We start from the raw sequence: 16,671 nt of genomic DNA, 5'->3' as shown, positions 1-16,671 counted from the left end.
TGCTCCCCCGGTCTGATTGACAGATCGGGTATTGCTCTCAAGATGAAACCGTCAGGCCACCAGGTCGTGGGCACTGAAGGTGTTGACCCCCACCAGTTGGATTTCGAAGTCTGCGCCGGCGTTGCCGCTGACGTTGCCCGAAAGCACATGGTCGACAAAGCGCAGCTGTCCTGCACCGGTGAAGTCATCGGCACCAATGAAGGTGAAGCCGTTGAAGCCACCGCTCAGCAAATCGGCGTCGAACTTCGTCAGATCGATCTTATCGCCCTGCAGACTGCTGAAGTCGGTGATGACATCACGATTGGCGCCTGTGCCCATTTCGTTCACAGCACTGAAAACAAACCTGTCGGCACCTGCGCCGCCGATGAGGGTGTCCGTACCCGCGCCGCCGTTCAGAACGTTGGCATCGGCGTTGCCGGTCAGGGTGTTGTTCAAGCTGTTTCCCAGCGCTGTAAAGGCCCCGTTGCCGAGCAACAGCACGTTCTCGACGTTGTGCAGGTTGCTCAGATTCAGATCGACAGTGTTGGTCTGGGCAGTGGCGTTGTAGAGGACGTAGAGCGTATCGGTGCCTTCATTGATGTTGTCCTGGACCAGGGCCAGCTCGCCGGCCTGATCAAGGCCGTAGTCGTCGTTGCCCTTGCCCCCGATCAGGGTATCAAGACCGGCGCCGCCTACGAGCTGGTTGTTGCCATCGTTACCGGTGATGACGTTGTTTTGGGCGTTGCCGATGCCATCGATGTTGGCCGCGCCGGTCAGCGTGAGGTTTTCCAGATTATTGCCCAAGGTGTAGGTCACCGAAGAGCGCACGGTGTCGATCCCTCCGGCCAAGGTATTGGTCTCGACGACCACATCACCGATGTTGTCGACGATATAGGTGTCGTTGCCATCGCCGCCGTTCATCAGGTCAGCGCCGAGGCCACCGTCCAGGAGGTTGTCGCCGATGTAGCCGTTGATGACGTTGTTCAGGGCGTTGCCGGTGCCGTTGAGGTTGGTGCTGCCCACCAGCATCAGGTTCTCGACGTTGCTGCCCAGGGTGTAATCGATCAAGGAATAGACGGTGTCGATTTCGCTGCTCAGGGTGCTGGTCTCGACGACCACATCGCCGACGTTGTCGACGCTGTAGCTGTCGTTGCCGGCGCCGCCGATCATGAGGTCAGCACCGAGGCTGCCATCGAGGACGTTGTTGGCACTGTTGCCGGTCAGGGTGTTGTTCAGGTCGTTGCCTATTACCGTAAACGCGCCGGCGCCGAGCAACAGCACGTTCTCGACGTTGTGCAGGTTGCTCAGGTTCAGGTCGACCATGCTGGGAAGGCCCGTGGGCTGGGTCACGGAGGCGTAGGTGACGTAAAGGGTGTCGGTGCCTTCATTAGCATTTTCCTGGATCAGGTACAGCTCTTCGGCCTGGTCGAGGCCGTAGTCGTCGTTGCCCTGGCCACCGATCAGGGTATCCAGACCGGTACCGCCAACCAGCTGGTTGTTGCCATCGTTGCCGGTGATGACGTTGTTTGAGGCATTGCCGATGCCATCGATGTTGGCCGCGCCGGTCAGCGTGAGGTTTTCCAGATTGTTGCCCAGGGTGAAGGTCACCGAAGAGCGCACGGTATCGATCTCGCTGACCAGAGTGCTGGTCTCGTTGACCACGTCGCCGATGTTGTCGACGACGTAGGTGTCGTTGCCGGCGCCGCCGATCATCAGGTCAGCGCCGAGGCCACCATTGAGGACGTTGTTGGCACTGTTGCCGGTCAGGGTGTTGTTCAGGTCGTTGCCCAGCGCGGTAAAGGCTCCGGTACCGAGCAACAGCACGTTTTCGACGTTGTGCAGGTTGCTCAGGTTCAGGTCGACGACATCAGTCTGTGCAGTGGCGTTGTAGAGGACGTAGAGCGTATCGGTGCCTTCGCTGATATTTTCCTGGACCAGGGCCAGTTCGCCGGCCTGATCAAGGCCGTAGTCGTCGTTGCCCTTGCCCCCGATCAGGGTATCCAGGCCCGCGCCGCCAACGAGTTGGTTATTGCCATCGTTGCCGGTGATCAGGTTGTTCAGGGCGTTGCCGATGCCATCGATGTTGGCCGCGCCGGTCAGCGTGAGGTTTTCCAGATTGTTGCCCAGGGTGAAGGTCACCGAAGAGCGCACGGTGTCGATCTCGCCGGTCAGGGTGCTGGTTTCAACGATCACATCGCGGGTGTTGTCGACGATGTAGGTGTCATTGCCGGTACCGCCAGCCAGGTAGTCGGCACCGATGCCGCCGTCCAGAATGTTGTTGCCGGTATTGCCGATGATCACGTTGTTCAGGGCGTTGCCGGTGCCGTTGAGGTTGGCTGCGCCCAACAGTGTCAGGTTCTCGAGGTTAGTGCCCAGGGTGTAATCGAGGGAGGACGAGACCGTGTCGATCTCGCTGACCAGGGCGCTGGTCTCACTGATCACGTCGCCGATGTTGTCGACGACGTAGGTGTCGTTGCCGGCGCCGCCGATCATCAGGTCAGCGCCGAGGCCACCATTGAGGACGTTGTCGGCATTGTTGCCCGTCAGGGTGTTGTTCAGGTCGTTGCCCAGCGCGGTAAAGGCGCCGGTACCGAGTAACAGCACGTTCTCGACGTTGTGCAGGTTGCTCAGATTGAGGTCGACGACATCAGTCTGTGCAGTGGCGTTGTAGAGGACGTAGAGCGTATCGGTGCCTTCGTTAATATTTTCCTGAACCAGGGCCAGCTCGCCGGCCTGATCGAGGCCGTAGTCGTCATTGCCCTTGCCCCCGATCAGGGTATCCAGGCCCGCGCCGCCAACGAGTTGGTTATTGCCATCGTTGCCGGTGATCAGGTTGTTCAGGGCGTTGCCGATGCCATCGATGTTGGCCGCGCCGGTCAGTGTGAGAACTTCCAGGTTGTTGCTCAGGGTAAAGGTCGCCGAGGAGCGCACGGTGTCGATCTCGCCGGTCAGGGTGCTGGTTTCAACGATCACATCGCGGGTGTTGTCGACGATGTAGGTGTCATTGCCGGTACCGCCAGCCAGGTAGTCGGCACCGATGCCGCCGTCCAGAATGTTGTTGCCGGTATTGCCGATGATCACGTTGTTCAGGGCGTTGCCGGTGCCGTTGAGGTTGGCTGCGCCCAACAGTGTCAGGTTCTCGAGGTTAGTGCCCAGGGTGTAATCGAGGGAGGACGAGACCGTGTCGATTTCGCTGACCAAGGCGCTGGTCTCACTGATCACGTCGCCGATGTTGTCGACGACGTAGGTGTCGTTGCCGGCGCCGCCGATCATCAGGTCAGCGCCGAGGCCACCATTGAGGACGTTGTTGGCACTGTTGCCGGTCAGGGTGTTGTTCAGGTCGTTGCCCAGCGCGGTAAAGGCTCCGGTACCGAGCAACAGCACGTTTTCGACGTTGTGCAGGTTGCTCAGGTTCAGGTCGACGACATCAGTCTGTGCAGTGACGTTGTAGAGGACGTAGAGCGTATCGGTGCCTTCGTTGATATTTTCCTGGACCAGGGCCAGTTCGCCGGCCTGATCAAGGCCGTAGTCGTCGTTGCCCTGGCCACCGATCAGGGTATCAAGACCGGCGCCGCCTACGAGCTGGTTGTTGCCATCGTTACCGGTGATCACGTTGTTTTGGGCGTTACCGATACCATCGACGTTGGCCGCGCCGGTCAGCGTCAGGTTTTCCACGTTGGCGCCCAAGGTGAAGGTCACCGAAGAGCGCACGGTATCGATTTCGCTGACCAGAGTGCTGGTCTCGTTGACCACATCACCGATATTGTCGACGACATAAGTGTCGTTGCCGACTCCGCCGATCATCAGGTCAGCGCCGAGGCCACCATTGAGGACGTTGTCGGCATTGTTGCCCGTCAGGGTGTTGTTCAGGTCGTTGCCCAGCGCGGTAAAGGCGCCGGTACCGAGTAACAGCACGTTCTCGACGTTGTGCAGGTTGCTCAGATTGAGGTCGACGACATCAGTCTGTGCAGTGGCGTTGTAGAGGACGTAGAGCGTATCGGTGCCTTCGTTAATATTTTCCTGAACCAGGGCCAGCTCGCCGGCCTGATCGAGGCCGTAGTCGTCATTGCCCTTGCCCCCGATCAGGGTATCCAGGCCCGCGCCGCCAACGAGTTGGTTATTGCCATCGTTGCCGGTGATCAGGTTGTTCAGGGCGTTGCCGATGCCATCGATGTTGGCCGCGCCGGTCAGTGTGAGAACTTCCAGGTTGTTGCTCAGGGTAAAGGTCGCCGAGGAGCGCACGGTGTCGATCTCGCCGGTCAGGGTGCTGGTTTCAACGATCACATCGCGAGTGTTGTCGACGATGTAGGTGTCGTTACCGGTACCGCCAGCCAGGTAGTCGGCACCGATGCCGCCGTCCAGAATGTTGTTGCCGGTATTGCCGATGATCACGTTGTTCAGGGCGTTGCCGGTGCCGTTGAGGTTGGCTGCGCCCAACAGTGTCAGGTTCTCGAGGTTAGTGCCCAGGGTGTAATCGAGGGAGGACGAGACCGTGTCGATCTCGCTAACCAGGGCGCTGGTCTCACTGATCACGTCGCCGATGTTGTCGACGACGTAGGTGTCGTTGCCGGCGCCGCCGATCATCAGGTCAGCGCCGAGGTCGCCATTGAGGACGTTGTTGGCACTGTTGCCGGTCAGGGTGTTGTTCAGGTCGTTGCCCAGCGCGGTAAAGGCTCCGGTACCGAGCAACAGCACGTTTTCGACGTTGTGCAGGTTGCTCAGGTTCAGGTCGACGACATCAGTCTGTGCAGTGGGGGCGTAGGTAACATACAGGGTGTCGATGCCTTCGTTGGCATTTTCCTGGACCAGGGCCAGTTCGCCGGCCTGATCAAGGCCGTAGTCGTCGTTGCCCTTGCCGCCGATCAGGGTATCCAGACCGGCGCCGCCGTTAAGCTGGTTGTTGCCTTCGTTGCCGGTGATCACGTTGTTCAGGGCGTTGCCGATGCCATAGGTGTTGGCCGTGCCGGTCAGCGTGAGGATCTCCAGGTTGTTGCTCAAGGTGAAGCTCGACGAAGATCGCACGGTGTCGATTTCGCCGGCCAGGGTACTGGTTTCAACGATCACGTCGTTGATGTTGTCGACGATGTAGGTGTCATTGCCGGTGCCGCCAGCCAGGTAGTCGGCACCGATGCCGCCGTCCAGGATGTTGTTGCTGGAGTTGCCGGTGATCACGTTGTTCAGACCGTTGCCGGTCCCGTTGAGGTTGGCCCCGTCCACCAGTATCAGGTTCTCGAGGTTACTGCCCAGGGTGTAGTCGATGTAGGAATAGACCGTGTCGATTTCCGAAGTCGATGCGCCGCGTTCGATGACCACATCGCCGACGTCATCGACGATGTAGCTGTCATTGCCAGCCCCGCCATCCATTGTGTCCGCGCCGGCCATGCCATTGAGCAAGTTACTCAGTGCATTGCCGATCAGCGAGTCGTCAAATGCCGAGCCATAGGCGTTTTCAATCTTGGCGCCATAGGCAATCGCCAGCCCTTCATTGAAAGCATCGCCATTCTGGTCGGTGAACGCTTTGCCGATCTGGCTGAACTGACCTTCGTTGAGGTTGATGCGCACTGCGGCCAACTGATTGCTGGCGTCGATACTATCGTTACCGCCAGCGTCCCAGATGGTTTCGAACACCGACTGGGTGGGGGCCCAGGAGTAAACGTTGTTACCTGTCATCCAAAAGTTATTGACGCCATAAAGACTCTGGATCGCCAGAATGTCGAGCACCATTGGGGTAGTGGGCAGATAAGAGTAATTATTGTTGTAGCTCATGACGGTAAACGCAACGTCGTCCAGCGCCGGATCGAGCGTGATCGAGTTTAAACCACCCGGCGCGAACGAGTGCTTGAGGCCTATCGAATGACCAATTTCATGGATAAACGTCATGAAGTCATAGCTGCCTTTATCAGGCGTCAGGTCGTTGGTGTTCGGTCCGATCCAGACATCGCCGCCAACGGGGTCGTCGGAGGGGTAATAGGCCCAGCCTGCCGAATCGTCGTCCAGCTTCGTGTAACCACCGAAGCGCAGATCGCCCACGTTGAATGCATTATCGGTGGTCAGCTGGAAGGTGATGTTGGCGACTGCACTCCATGAGGCGAGTGCCCCGGTGGCCGCCGTCTGCTGCGCAGCCGTCAATGCGTACATGTCTTTGTACTCATTGTAGGGGCTGTAGTTGTAGGCGAACTTGGAGATGGCGGGTGATATAAAACTGTACGTCAGATTGGTCACAGCCCCAGGCATCCACCACTTGGAGCTTTCCCATTGGAAGCCGGAGATTAGACTGTCAACGGCTTTAATACCGGTCAGCGAAGAAGACAAGCTATCTGTATAACCAGTGGGACGTGGCATGTGAAATTCCTGGGAGTAGGTTGCGACCCTTCCTGAATGTGGCCGCTACAATCTGCAATTTTGCATGATAAATAGTGCCATTGACATCATATGGCCACTATTTATTTTGATGAGGCCGACGTATGGCGGCTCCGGTCTTTTGTATCGGCCACCGCCGTATAATCCTGAGAGCCTCAATTTCTCTGTACAAGACGGCCTTGCCCTCCCAGGACTCTTATGAACACCGTAAAACCCACCCTCATCCGCGAAACCTTCCCCGTCGGCCCTTTGCAGTGCAACTGCACAATCATCGGCGATCCGATCACCAAAAAAGCGATCGTGGTCGACCCGGGCGGCAATCACGAACTGATCCTCGCGCGCCTCGATGCCTTGGGTCTGAAGGTGGTGAGCATCATCCACACCCATGCGCACCTGGATCACTTCCTGGCCTCCGGTCAACTCAAGGAGAAAACCGGCGCGACCTTGCACCTGCATAAAGAAGATCAGTTTCTTTGGGACAATCTGGAGATGCAGTGCCAGATGTTCGGTGTGCCTTACACGCCGGTGCCATCGCCGGATCGCTGGCTGGCCGACGATGAAGAACTGGCCTGCGGTTGTGGCGTGGCGTTGCACACGCCGGGTCATACGCCGGGTTCCATGAGCTTTTGGTTTTCCGAGGCCAAGCTGCTGATCGCCGGTGACACGCTGTTTCGGCGTGGGGTAGGGCGTACGGATTTGTGGGGTGGCGATCAGGCGACCATCGTGCGGTCGATCAAGCAGCGGCTGTATACGCTCGACGAAGAAGCGACGGTGGTGACCGGGCATGGTCCGGACACGCGCCTGGGCGATGAAATGCGCGAGAACCCGTTTGTGCGGGCTTAGATGTAACCAACGGAATTTTTGTCGGGCAAAATGATCCAACGCCCGCAAAGGTCTATTGCCTTTGTCCGTTGCACCCCAGAATGCAAAAAAGTAGGAGCTCTTCATGTTCACCAAGCAGCGTTTGATTATTGTCGCTACGGCTGTGGCCTTGCTGTCTGGCTGCGCCTCGCCTAACCCTTACGACAACCAGGGCCAGGCCGACGGTGGCTCCACGGGCATGAGCAAAACCGCTAAATACGGTGGCCTCGGCGCTCTGGCCGGTGCTTTGGCCGGTGCCGCCATCAGTCACGATAACCGTGGCAAGGGCGCGCTGATTGGCGCCGCCGTGGTAGGTGCTTCCGCTGCCGGTTACGGTTATTACGCCGACCAGCAAGAGAAAAAGCTGCGCGCCAGCATGGCCAACACCGGTGTCGAGGTGCAGCGTCAGGGCGATCAGATCAAGCTGATCATGCCGGGCAACATCACGTTCGCCACCGATTCGGCGAATATCGCCTCCAGCTTCTATCAACCGCTGAACAATCTGGCAGGCTCGCTCAAGGAGTTCAGCCAGAATCAGATCGAAATCGTCGGCTACACCGACAGCACGGGTGCCCGTCAGCACAACATGGACCTGTCCCAGCGTCGTGCCCAGAGTGTGACGACTTACCTGACCTCGCAAGGTGTCAGCGGTGCCAACCTGTCGGCTCGCGGTGCCGGGCCGGATAACCCGATTGCCAGCAACGGCGACGTCAATGGCCGGGCGCAGAACCGTCGGGTCGAGGTCAACCTGAAGGCGATTCCGGGCCAGCAGTATTCGCAACCGACCCAGTAGTGACGGCAAAAGCCTGACTGAACCCCAGGCGTAAAAAAGCCCGCCCGATCCTCAGCAGATCGGGCGGTTTTTTTTGTGTCGCCAGTTCTGGCCCCATCGCGAGCAAGCGATGAAAACTTCAGAATTAAAAAAGCCCCCGGACAATCACTCGTCCGAGGGCTTTTTTGTTTCGCGCGAAACCTGATTACTTTTTCAGGCCGTAATGTTCATCGAGCATGCCCGGCGCGTTCGGGGCTTTGGGGGCGTAGTCGCGAGGCGGCTCCTGATTGCGCGGTGGCGTCAGGCGTTCCCGTGGTGCCACGGCAGCATCGGCGTGCAGGGCGGCCAGCAAGCGTTGACGGGTCTGCTCGTCCAAGGCCAGGCGGTTGGCACCCTCGGCGAGGTGATCCTGCACTTCCTGATAGCTCGCAGTGAGTTTCTTGACCAGTGTTGCAGTGCTGTTGAAGTGGGTGACCACCTCGTTCTGATAACTGTCGAAACGTTCCTGAATGTCATCCAGCTGACGTTGAGTGCTGCTAGGCGCGGCATTCGGCACCAGGCGAGCGATCAGGAAACCAATGGCGACACCCACAACCAGGGCAAGAGTCGGCAACAACCAAACTAAGAGCGAGTGTTCCACGAGTCCTTCCTCTATAAACGGCTTTGCTTTACGTTAACGGCTCGAACCTGCGCTGTATACCGCGATTCACTCGCAATAGATTGGCACAGACAATTTGCTAGACGAGTCGACCCGATTCGAGGTCACGGAGTTCCTTCCTTGCTTATGCGCGAAACCCCTGTAGTGATTGATGGCCCGGTCGGCCAATTGGAAGCCCTTTACCTCGACAACGAGCAGTCGCGCGGCATCGCGCTGATCTGTCATCCGAACCCGGTGCAGGGCGGCACCATGCTCAACAAAGTGGTCTCGACCCTGCAGCGCACCGCGCGCGACGCCGGTTTGATTACTTTGCGTTTCAACTACCGTGGCGTCGGTGCCAGCGAAGGCAGCCACGACATGGGTACCGGTGAAGTCGATGACGCCCAGGCAGTTGCCGAATGGCTGCGGGCCAAACACCCGGATTTGCCGCTGACCCTGTTCGGATTCTCCTTCGGCGGTTTTGTTGCAGCAAGTCTCGGCGGGCGCCTGGAAGCCAAGGGCGAACAGCTGAAACATCTGTTCATGGTCGCGCCCGCTGTCATGCGCCTCGGCGATCAGGATCAACTGCCGCAACACGGCGAGCTGACCCTGATCCAGCCGGAAACCGACGAAGTCATCGATCCGCAAGCCGTCTACGATTGGTCCTCGACACTCGAACGTCCCCATGAGCTGCTGAAAGTGGCAGAATGCGGACACTTTTTTCATGGCAAGCTGACCGATCTCAAGGATCTGATCCTGCCACGTCTTTCGAACTGATTGCAGTCTGACAAGCGATTACCCATGACGACTCGTACCCGTATCCTCACCGGCATCACCACCACCGGCACGCCGCACCTGGGCAACTACGCCGGTGCCATCCGCCCGGCGATCGTCGCCAGCCGTGACAGCAATGCCGATTCGTTCTACTTCCTGGCCGACTACCACGCCCTGATCAAATGCGATGACCCGCTGCGCATCCAGCGCTCGCGTCTGGAAATCGCCGCGACCTGGCTGGCCGGTGGCCTGGATGTGGACCGCGTGACCTTCTATCGCCAGTCCGACATCCCGGAAATCCCCGAGCTGACCTGGCTGCTGACCTGCGTTGCCGCCAAGGGCCTGCTCAACCGCGCCCACGCCTACAAGGCCTCCGTGGACAAGAACGTCGAAACCGGTGAAGACCCGGATGCCGGCATCACCATGGGCTTGTACAGCTACCCGGTGCTGATGGCCGCGGACATTCTGATGTTCAACGCCCACAAGGTGCCGGTCGGTCGTGACCAGATCCAGCATGTGGAAATGGCCCGTGACATCGGCCAGCGCTTCAACCACCTGTTTGGCCAGGGCAAAGAATTCTTCACCATGCCTGAAGCGCTGATCGAAGAAAGCGTCGCCACGCTGCCAGGCCTCGACGGTCGCAAGATGTCGAAAAGCTACGACAACACCATTCCGTTGTTCAGCAGCGCCAAGGAGATGAAGGACGCGATCTCGCGGATCGTCACTGACTCCCGCGCGCCGGGCGAAGCCAAAGATCCGGACAATTCTCACCTGTTCACCTTGTTCCAGGCCTTCGCTACGCCGGCGCAGTCCGACGAGTTCCGCAGCGAACTGTTGCAGGGCCTGGGTTGGGGCGAGGCCAAGAATCGTCTGTTCCAGCTGCTCGACAGCGAACTGGGCGAATCCCGTGAGCGTTATTACCAGCTGATTGAGCGTCCGGCTGATCTGGAAGACATCCTGCAAATCGGCGCGAAAAAGGCGCGTTCGGTCGCCACGCCGTTCCTCCATGAACTGCGTGAATCGGTCGGCCTGCGTTCTTTTGTGGCCCAGACCCAAGTCGCTGCCACCACCAAGAAGAAAGCCGCGAAAGCTGCGCGTTTTGTCAGCTTCCGTGAAGACGATGGCAGTTTCCGCTTCCGTCTGCTGGCGGCCGATGGCGAGCAACTGCTGCTGTCGCGCAACTTCACCGACGGCAAAACCGCGGGCCAGGTGACCAAGCAATTGCAATCGGGTCAGCCGTTGGATGTGCGCAGTGAAGACCGCAGCTTCAGCGTCTGGCTGGAAGGCGAGTGCGTGGCCGACAGCCAGACCTTTGCTGACGACACCGCTCGCGACCTCGCCATCGACGCCTTGCGGGTTGCTCTGACGCCTGTTCAGGAATAATCAGCGGCTCGGTCCGACCAAGGGCCGATTGCCATTCTTACGGGCCGTCGCTACAGTGACGGCCCGTTTTTGTTGCCTTGCTAACGAATTATGACGCCCCTAGAACGATATCAAGCTGATCTGAAACGCCCGGAATTCTTCCATGACGCCTCGCAGGAAACGGCGGTGCGCCATTTGCAGCGCCTGTACGACGATCTGGTCGCTGCGTCGAACAACAAACCGGGCCTGCTCGGCAAACTGTTTGGCAAGAAAGACCAGGCACCGGTCAAAGGTCTGTATTTCTGGGGCGGCGTTGGCCGCGGCAAGACTTACCTGGTCGACACCTTCTTCGAAGCGCTGCCGTTCAAGGAAAAGGTCCGCACTCACTTCCACCGCTTCATGAAGCGTGTGCACGAAGAGATGAAGACCCTTGGCGGCGAGAAGAACCCGCTGACCATTATCGCCAAGCGTTTCTCTGACGAAGCCCGGGTGATCTGTTTCGATGAATTCTTCGTGTCCGACATCACCGACGCGATGATCCTCGGCACGCTGATGGAAGAGTTGTTCAAGAACGGCGTGACCCTGGTCGCGACCTCGAACATCGTGCCGGACGGTCTGTACAAGGATGGCCTGCAGCGTGCGCGCTTCTTGCCGGCCATTGCGCTGATCAAGCAGAACACTGACATCGTCAACGTCGACAGCGGCGTCGATTATCGTCTGCGTCACCTCGAGCAAGCCGAGCTGTTCCATTTTCCGTTGGACGAAGCGGCTCATGAAAGCCTGCGCAAGAGCTTCCGCGCCCTGACACCGGAATGCACGGCCGCCATCGAGAATGACGTGCTGATGATCGAGAATCGTGAGATTCGCTCGGTGCGTACCTGTGACGACGTGGCCTGGTTCGACTTCCGCGAACTGTGCGACGGCCCGCGTAGCCAGAACGATTACATCGAGCTGGGCAAGATCTTCCACGCCGTGTTGCTCAGCGGTGTCGAGCAGATGAGCGTCACCACCGACGACATCGCCCGACGCTTCATCAACATGGTCGACGAGTTCTACGACCGTAACGTCAAGCTGATCATCTCGGCTGAAGTCGAGCTCAAAGACCTCTACACCGGCGGTCGCTTGAACTTCGAGTTCCAGCGCACCCTCAGCCGACTGCTGGAAATGCAGTCGCACGAATTCCTGTCTCGGGCGCATAAGCCTTAAACAGATTCGGCATACAAAAAGGGCCTTGCAATTGCAGGCCCTTTTTTATGTCCAGAGTTCACCGCAAACCTTGTAGGAGTGAGCCTGCTCGCGATAGCGGTGTGTCAGTCACATCAATGCTGATGGACGGGCGCGATCGCGAGCAGGCTCACTCCTACATGGGTTTTGTGTGTGGATAGAGAGCTACGCAGCCTGCTGAAACTGCTGCCGATACTGGTTCGGTGACAATTCGGTGTGCTGGCGGAACAGCCGCGCAAAGAAACTCGCATCGTCGTAGCCGACTTCATAACTGATGGTCTTGATGCTCTTGCGGCTACCCGACAGCAAACCCTTGGCCGTCTCGATGCGCAGGCGTTGCAGGTAATGCAGCGGCTTGTCGCCGGTGGCGGTCTGGAAGCGGCGCATGAAGTTGCGGATGCTCATGCCGTGTTCGCGGGCGACGTCTTCGAAGCGGAATTTGTCGGCGAAGTGCTCCTCGAGCCAGTGCTGGATCTGCAGGATGATCACGTCCTGGTGCAACTTCTGCCCGCCGAATCCGATGCGTCCCGGCGAATAGCTGCGCTGCACTTCGTAGAGAATGTCCCGGGCCACGGCCTGGGAGACGTTGGCGCCGCAGAACCGTTCGATCAGGTAGATGTAGAGATCGCACGCCGAGGTGGTGCCGCCCGCGCAATACAGGTTGTCGGCGTCGGTCAGGTGCTTGTCCTGATTGAGCTGGACCTGTGGGAAGCGCTCGGCGAAGGCATTGAAGAAGCGCCAGTACGTGGTCGCTTCCTTGCCATTGAGCAGCCCGGCCTCGGCCAGCCAGAACACCCCGGTCGCCTCACCGCAAAGCACGGCGCCGCGAGCATGTTGCTGACGTAACCAGGGCAGGACCTGTGGATAACGTTGGCAAAGGGTATCGAAATCGTCCCAGAAGGCGGGAAGGACAATGATGTCGGCGTTTTCCAGGCCGCCGTCCACCGGCATGATCACATCACTGAAGCTGTTCACCGGTTTGCCGTCGGGGCTGACCAGTCGGGTTTCGAACGCCGGAGTCAGGCCCTGACCCAGTTGTTTGCCATAACGCAGGCTGGCCAGGTGGAAGAAATCCTTGGCTTGCATGAGGGTGGAAGCGAAAACCCGGTCGATAGCCAGGATGCTGACGCGCCGCAAGGGCGTGGAGACTTGGTTAGACATAATTCAACTTTATTCTTATAGGGGAAAGTGGTCACCAGACGGCTGGATCGTCTTATTTTTTGTCTGATGTGTCCAGTGTCCTGTATCGGATGCGAGGCTTAGTCTCTGAAGGTCAACTCCTTCTAACAATTAACGACAGGTGCCGCATGATCCCCAGAACCTTGTTCAGTTCCGAGCACGAATTGTTTCGCGACAGCGTGCGAACGTTCCTCGAAAAAGAGGCCGTGCCGTTCCATGGGCAATGGGAAAAGCAAGGCTATATCGACCGTAAACTCTGGAACAAGGCAGGGGAGGCGGGGATGCTCTGCTCGCACCTGCCGGAGGAGTACGGCGGGCTGGGGGCGGATTTTCTCTACAGCGCGGTGGTGATCGAAGAGGTCGGTCGTCTCGGCCTGACCGGCATTGGTTTTTCTCTGCATTCGGACATTGTGGCGCCGTACATCCTGCATTACGGCAGTGAAGCGCTGAAGCACAAATACCTGCCGAAACTGGTCTCCGGCGAGATGGTGACAGCCATTGCCATGACCGAGCCGGGCGCCGGTTCCGACTTGCAAGGGGTGAAAACCACCGCCGTGCTGGATGGCGACGAGTACGTGATCAATGGGTCCAAGACGTTCATCACCAACGGCTATCTGGCTGATCTGGTGATTGTCGTGGCCAAGACGGATCCGAAGGCAGGCGCGAAGGGCACCAGTCTGTTTCTGGTCGAGGCCAATACGCCGGGCTTCGACAAAGGCAAGCGCCTGGAAAAGGTCGGCATGAAGGCTCAGGACACTTCGGAGCTGTTCTTCCAGGATGTGCGGGTACCGAAGGAAAACCTGTTGGGGCAAGCCGGAATGGGCTTCGCTTACCTGATGCAGGAATTGCCCCAGGAGCGCCTCACTGTCGCCATTGGCGGGCTTGCGTCGGCCGAAGCCGCGCTGAAATGGACGCTGGATTACACCCGTGAGCGCAAGGCGTTCGGCAAGGCGATTGCCGACTTCCAGAACACTCGCTTCAAGCTGGCGGAAATGGCGACTGAAATCCAGATCGGCCGGGTGTTCGTGGATCGCTGCCTGGAGCTGCATCTGCTAGGCAAGCTGGATGTGCCGACGGCAGCGATGGCCAAGTACTGGGGCACCGACCTGCAATGCAAGGTGCTCGACGAATGCGTGCAGCTGCATGGCGGTTACGGGTTCATGTGGGAATACCCGATCGCCCGGGCGTGGGCGGATGCGCGGGTGCAGCGGATTTATGCGGGGACCAATGAAATCATGAAGGAGATTATTGCGCGGTCGCTGTAATTTGCAGTGACTGGGCTGACGCCATCGCGGGCAAGCCACGCTCCCACAGGAAATCACATACCTGTGGGAGCGTGGCTTGCCCGCGAATGGGCCTATGAATCAATCAAGGTGCAGGATTCGGGTGATCCTTGTGAATCACCTCAATACCCGCCAACACTTCATCGGTAAGTTTCAGCTCGAAACTCGCTAAATTGCTTTCAAGCTGCTCCATGGTGGTCGCGCCGATGATGTTGCTGGTCACAAACGGCTGTTGAGTGACAAACGCCAACGCCATCTGCGCCGGGTCCAGACCGTGTTCACGGGCCAGTGCTACATAACGACTGCACGCAGCTTCCGACTGTGGGTTGAAATAGCGGCTGAAGCGGCTGTAGAGACTCAGGCGACCTTTTGGGGGACGGGCGCCACCTTCGTACTTGCCCGACAGGAAACCGAACGCCAGCGGCGAATAGGCGAGCAGGCCGCATTGTTCGCGGATGGCGATTTCCGCCAGGCCGACTTCGAAGCTGCGGTTGAGCAGGTTGTACGGGTTCTGGATCGACACCGCGCGCGGCCAGCCACGGGCTTCGGCCAGGGCGAGGAAGCGCATGGTGCCCCACGGCGTTTCATTGGACAGGCCGATGTGGCGAATCTTGCCGGCCTTGACCTGCTCGTCCAGCGCTTCGAGGGTGTCCTCCAGCGGCGTCAGGTTGGCTTCGATCTTGTGTTTGTAGCCCAGTTGGCCAAAGAAGTTGGTGCTGCGTTCCGGCCAGTGCAGCTGATAGAGGTCGATGTAGTCGGTTTGCAGGCGCTTGAGGCTCGCGTCCACGGCTTCGGTGATGTGCTGGCGGTTGTGACGCAGGTTTTTGTCTCGGATGTAATCGATGGTGTTGCCGGGGCCGGCGATCTTGCTCGCCAGGATCCAGTCGGCGCGATCACCGCGACTTTTGAAGTAATTGCCGATGTAGCGTTCGGTGGTGGCGTAGGTTTCGGCCTTCGGCGGCACCGGGTACATCTCGGCGGTGTCGATGAAATTGATCCCGGCGCTCTTGGCTCGTTCAATCTGTGCGAAGGCTTCAGATTCAGTGTTTTGCTCGCCCCAGGTCATGGTTCCGAGGCAGAGGGCACTCACGTTCAGATTGGTTCGGCCTAGCTGGCGATAGTCCATCGGGCGCTCCTTGGGCAAAACAATCATAAAAGCAGGTTGAAATATTTTTCGCAATCTGCATAATTGCGCACCTCTTTCTGCAGTGGAAGTGATGCGCCGCCGCCGAAGAATCTTGCCGTTGAACGGACGCGCCGACCCGAGCCCCCGAAAGCGTCTGTATCCGGCTGCCTTTGACTTGTCAAAGTACGCACTATTCAGTAAGATCCGCCGTCTAATTTACAGGGCGGCCCCTGAGGCTATAAAGAATGAAAACTTTTACTGCTAAACCGGAAACAGTACAGCGCGACTGGTTTGTCGTCGACGCTGCAGGTCAGACCCTGGGTCGTCTGGCCACCGAAATCGCGAGCCGTCTGCGTGGCAAGCATAAAGCTGAGTACACTCCTCACGTTGACACCGGCGATTACATCGTCGTTATCAATGCCGAGCAGATTCGTGTAACCGGTGCTAAAACCACCGACAAAATCTACTACTCCCACTCCGGTTTCCCGGGCGGCATCAAGTCGATCAACTTCGAAAAGCTGATCGCTAAAGCCCCTGAGCGCGTGATCGAGACCGCGGTCAAGGGCATGCTGCCTAAGAACCCGCTGGGTCGCGACATGTATCGTAAGCTGAAAGTCTATGCGGGCGCTGTACACCCTCATACTGCTCAGCAGCCCCAAGAACTGAAGTTTTAACGGAATAGTTCATTATGTCGGCGACTCAAAATTACGGCACTGGCCGTCGCAAGACCGCAACCGCACGCGTTTTCCTGCGTCCGGGTACTGGTAACATCTCCATCAACAACCGCACCCTGGAAAATTTCTTCGGCCGCGAAACTGCCCGCATGGTAGTTCGTCAGCCGCTGGAACTGACTGAGACTGTCGAGAAATTCGACATCTACGTCACCGTGATCGGTGGTGGTGTAAGTGGTCAAGCTGGCGCAATCCGCCACGGTATCACTCGCGCACTGATGCAGTACGACGAAACCCTGCGTGGCGCTCTGCGCAAAGCTGGCTTCGTTACTCGCGATGCTCGTGAAGTTGAACGTAAGAAAGTTGGTCTGCGTAAAGCGCGTAAGCGTCCGCAGTACTCGAAGCGTTAATTCGCTTTCGCGTTCAAAAAGAACGCCCAGTTT

General features: G+C 58.4%; 12 protein-coding genes. 8 read left to right on the top strand and 4 right to left on the bottom strand.

What is annotated here, in order from left to right:
- Positions 1-51 precede the first annotated feature (51 nt).
- On the bottom strand, positions 52-6,321 hold the full coding sequence (locus ACYZTY_RS23340; protein ID WP_461955659.1) for a calcium-binding protein: 6,270 nt from the start codon (positions 6,319-6,321) through the stop codon (positions 52-54).
- 216 nt (positions 6,322-6,537) lie between these two features.
- Here ACYZTY_RS23340 and ACYZTY_RS23335 point away from each other — a divergent pair, with 216 nt between their 5' ends.
- The gene (locus ACYZTY_RS23335) at positions 6,538-7,182 is read left to right on the top strand and encodes an MBL fold metallo-hydrolase (RefSeq protein ID WP_461955658.1); all 645 of its coding nucleotides are present in this window, start codon (positions 6,538-6,540) and stop codon (positions 7,180-7,182) included.
- 103 nt (positions 7,183-7,285) lie between these two features.
- On the top strand, positions 7,286-7,993 hold the full coding sequence (locus ACYZTY_RS23330; protein ID WP_461955657.1) for an OmpA family protein: 708 nt from the start codon (positions 7,286-7,288) through the stop codon (positions 7,991-7,993).
- 184 nt (positions 7,994-8,177) lie between these two features.
- Here the strand turns inward: ACYZTY_RS23330 and ACYZTY_RS23325 are convergent, their stop codons facing one another.
- A complete protein-coding gene (locus tag ACYZTY_RS23325) occupies positions 8,178-8,612 on the bottom strand; it encodes a Z-ring associated ZapG family protein (RefSeq protein WP_131059452.1) in 435 nt (144 codons plus the stop codon).
- 144 nt (positions 8,613-8,756) lie between these two features.
- On the opposite strand from ACYZTY_RS23325, the gene ACYZTY_RS23320 reads away from it, so the two are divergent.
- From ACYZTY_RS23320 to zapE, 3 genes are all read left to right on the top strand, one after another.
- Positions 8,757-9,386: an alpha/beta hydrolase gene (locus ACYZTY_RS23320; RefSeq protein ID WP_461955656.1), complete on the top strand. Its 630-nt coding sequence runs from the start codon at positions 8,757-8,759 to the stop codon at positions 9,384-9,386.
- Between the two features lie 24 nt (positions 9,387-9,410).
- Positions 9,411-10,766 (top strand): tryptophan--tRNA ligase, encoded by a 1,356-nt coding sequence (locus tag ACYZTY_RS23315; RefSeq protein ID WP_461955655.1) that lies wholly within the window; start codon positions 9,411-9,413, stop codon positions 10,764-10,766.
- A gap of 90 nt (positions 10,767-10,856) precedes the next feature.
- Positions 10,857-11,951, top strand: a complete 1,095-nt coding sequence (gene zapE, locus ACYZTY_RS23310; RefSeq protein WP_461955654.1) for a cell division protein ZapE — start codon at positions 10,857-10,859, stop codon at positions 11,949-11,951.
- Between the two features lie 183 nt (positions 11,952-12,134).
- On the opposite strand, the gene ACYZTY_RS23305 is transcribed toward zapE, so the two are convergent.
- Positions 12,135-13,031 (bottom strand): GlxA family transcriptional regulator, encoded by an 897-nt coding sequence (locus tag ACYZTY_RS23305; protein WP_461959384.1) that lies wholly within the window; start codon positions 13,029-13,031, stop codon positions 12,135-12,137.
- A 245-nt stretch (positions 13,032-13,276) separates the two neighbouring features.
- Here ACYZTY_RS23305 and ACYZTY_RS23300 point away from each other — a divergent pair, with 245 nt between their 5' ends.
- Positions 13,277-14,413, top strand: a complete 1,137-nt coding sequence (locus ACYZTY_RS23300) for an acyl-CoA dehydrogenase family protein (RefSeq protein ID WP_461955653.1) — start codon at positions 13,277-13,279, stop codon at positions 14,411-14,413.
- A gap of 103 nt (positions 14,414-14,516) precedes the next feature.
- Here ACYZTY_RS23300 and ACYZTY_RS23295 read toward each other — a convergent pair whose 3' ends face one another.
- Positions 14,517-15,557: an NADP(H)-dependent aldo-keto reductase gene (locus ACYZTY_RS23295; protein WP_461955652.1), complete on the bottom strand. Its 1,041-nt coding sequence runs from the start codon at positions 15,555-15,557 to the stop codon at positions 14,517-14,519.
- 245 nt (positions 15,558-15,802) lie between these two features.
- Between ACYZTY_RS23295 and rplM the strand changes: the two genes are divergently transcribed.
- Together rplM and rpsI are read left to right on the top strand one after the other, a co-directional pair.
- Positions 15,803-16,231, top strand: coding sequence for a 50S ribosomal protein L13 (gene rplM / locus ACYZTY_RS23290; protein WP_007905295.1), 429 nt, complete (start codon positions 15,803-15,805; stop codon positions 16,229-16,231).
- A 14-nt stretch (positions 16,232-16,245) separates the two neighbouring features.
- Positions 16,246-16,638, top strand: a complete 393-nt coding sequence (gene rpsI / locus ACYZTY_RS23285) for a 30S ribosomal protein S9 (RefSeq protein WP_003216038.1) — start codon at positions 16,246-16,248, stop codon at positions 16,636-16,638.
- The last annotated feature ends 33 nt before the right edge of the window (positions 16,639-16,671 follow it).

Source organism: Pseudomonas sp. LB1P83, assembly GCF_054897885.1.
This window is presented reverse-complemented; position numbering and strand designations above follow the sequence as displayed.

Excerpts from the sequence above, each read along its gene's own strand:
- ACYZTY_RS23295 (WP_461955652.1), bottom strand. The coding sequence starts at position 15,557 with ATGGACTATCGCCAGCTAGGCCGAACCAATCTGAACGTGAGTGCCCTC.
- rpsI (WP_003216038.1), top strand. The coding sequence starts at position 16,246 with ATGTCGGCGACTCAAAATTACGGCACTGGCCGTCGCAAGACCGCAACC.
- ACYZTY_RS23320 (WP_461955656.1), top strand. The coding sequence starts at position 8,757 with ATGCGCGAAACCCCTGTAGTGATTGATGGCCCGGTCGGCCAATTGGAA.
- ACYZTY_RS23340 (WP_461955659.1), bottom strand. The coding sequence starts at position 6,321 with ATGCCACGTCCCACTGGTTATACAGATAGCTTGTCTTCTTCGCTGACC.
- ACYZTY_RS23315 (WP_461955655.1), top strand. The coding sequence starts at position 9,411 with ATGACGACTCGTACCCGTATCCTCACCGGCATCACCACCACCGGCACG.
- ACYZTY_RS23330 (WP_461955657.1), top strand. The coding sequence starts at position 7,286 with ATGTTCACCAAGCAGCGTTTGATTATTGTCGCTACGGCTGTGGCCTTG.
- ACYZTY_RS23335 (WP_461955658.1), top strand. The coding sequence starts at position 6,538 with ATGAACACCGTAAAACCCACCCTCATCCGCGAAACCTTCCCCGTCGGC.
- rplM (WP_007905295.1), top strand. The coding sequence starts at position 15,803 with ATGAAAACTTTTACTGCTAAACCGGAAACAGTACAGCGCGACTGGTTT.
- ACYZTY_RS23300 (WP_461955653.1), top strand. The coding sequence starts at position 13,277 with ATGATCCCCAGAACCTTGTTCAGTTCCGAGCACGAATTGTTTCGCGAC.
- zapE (WP_461955654.1), top strand. The coding sequence starts at position 10,857 with ATGACGCCCCTAGAACGATATCAAGCTGATCTGAAACGCCCGGAATTC.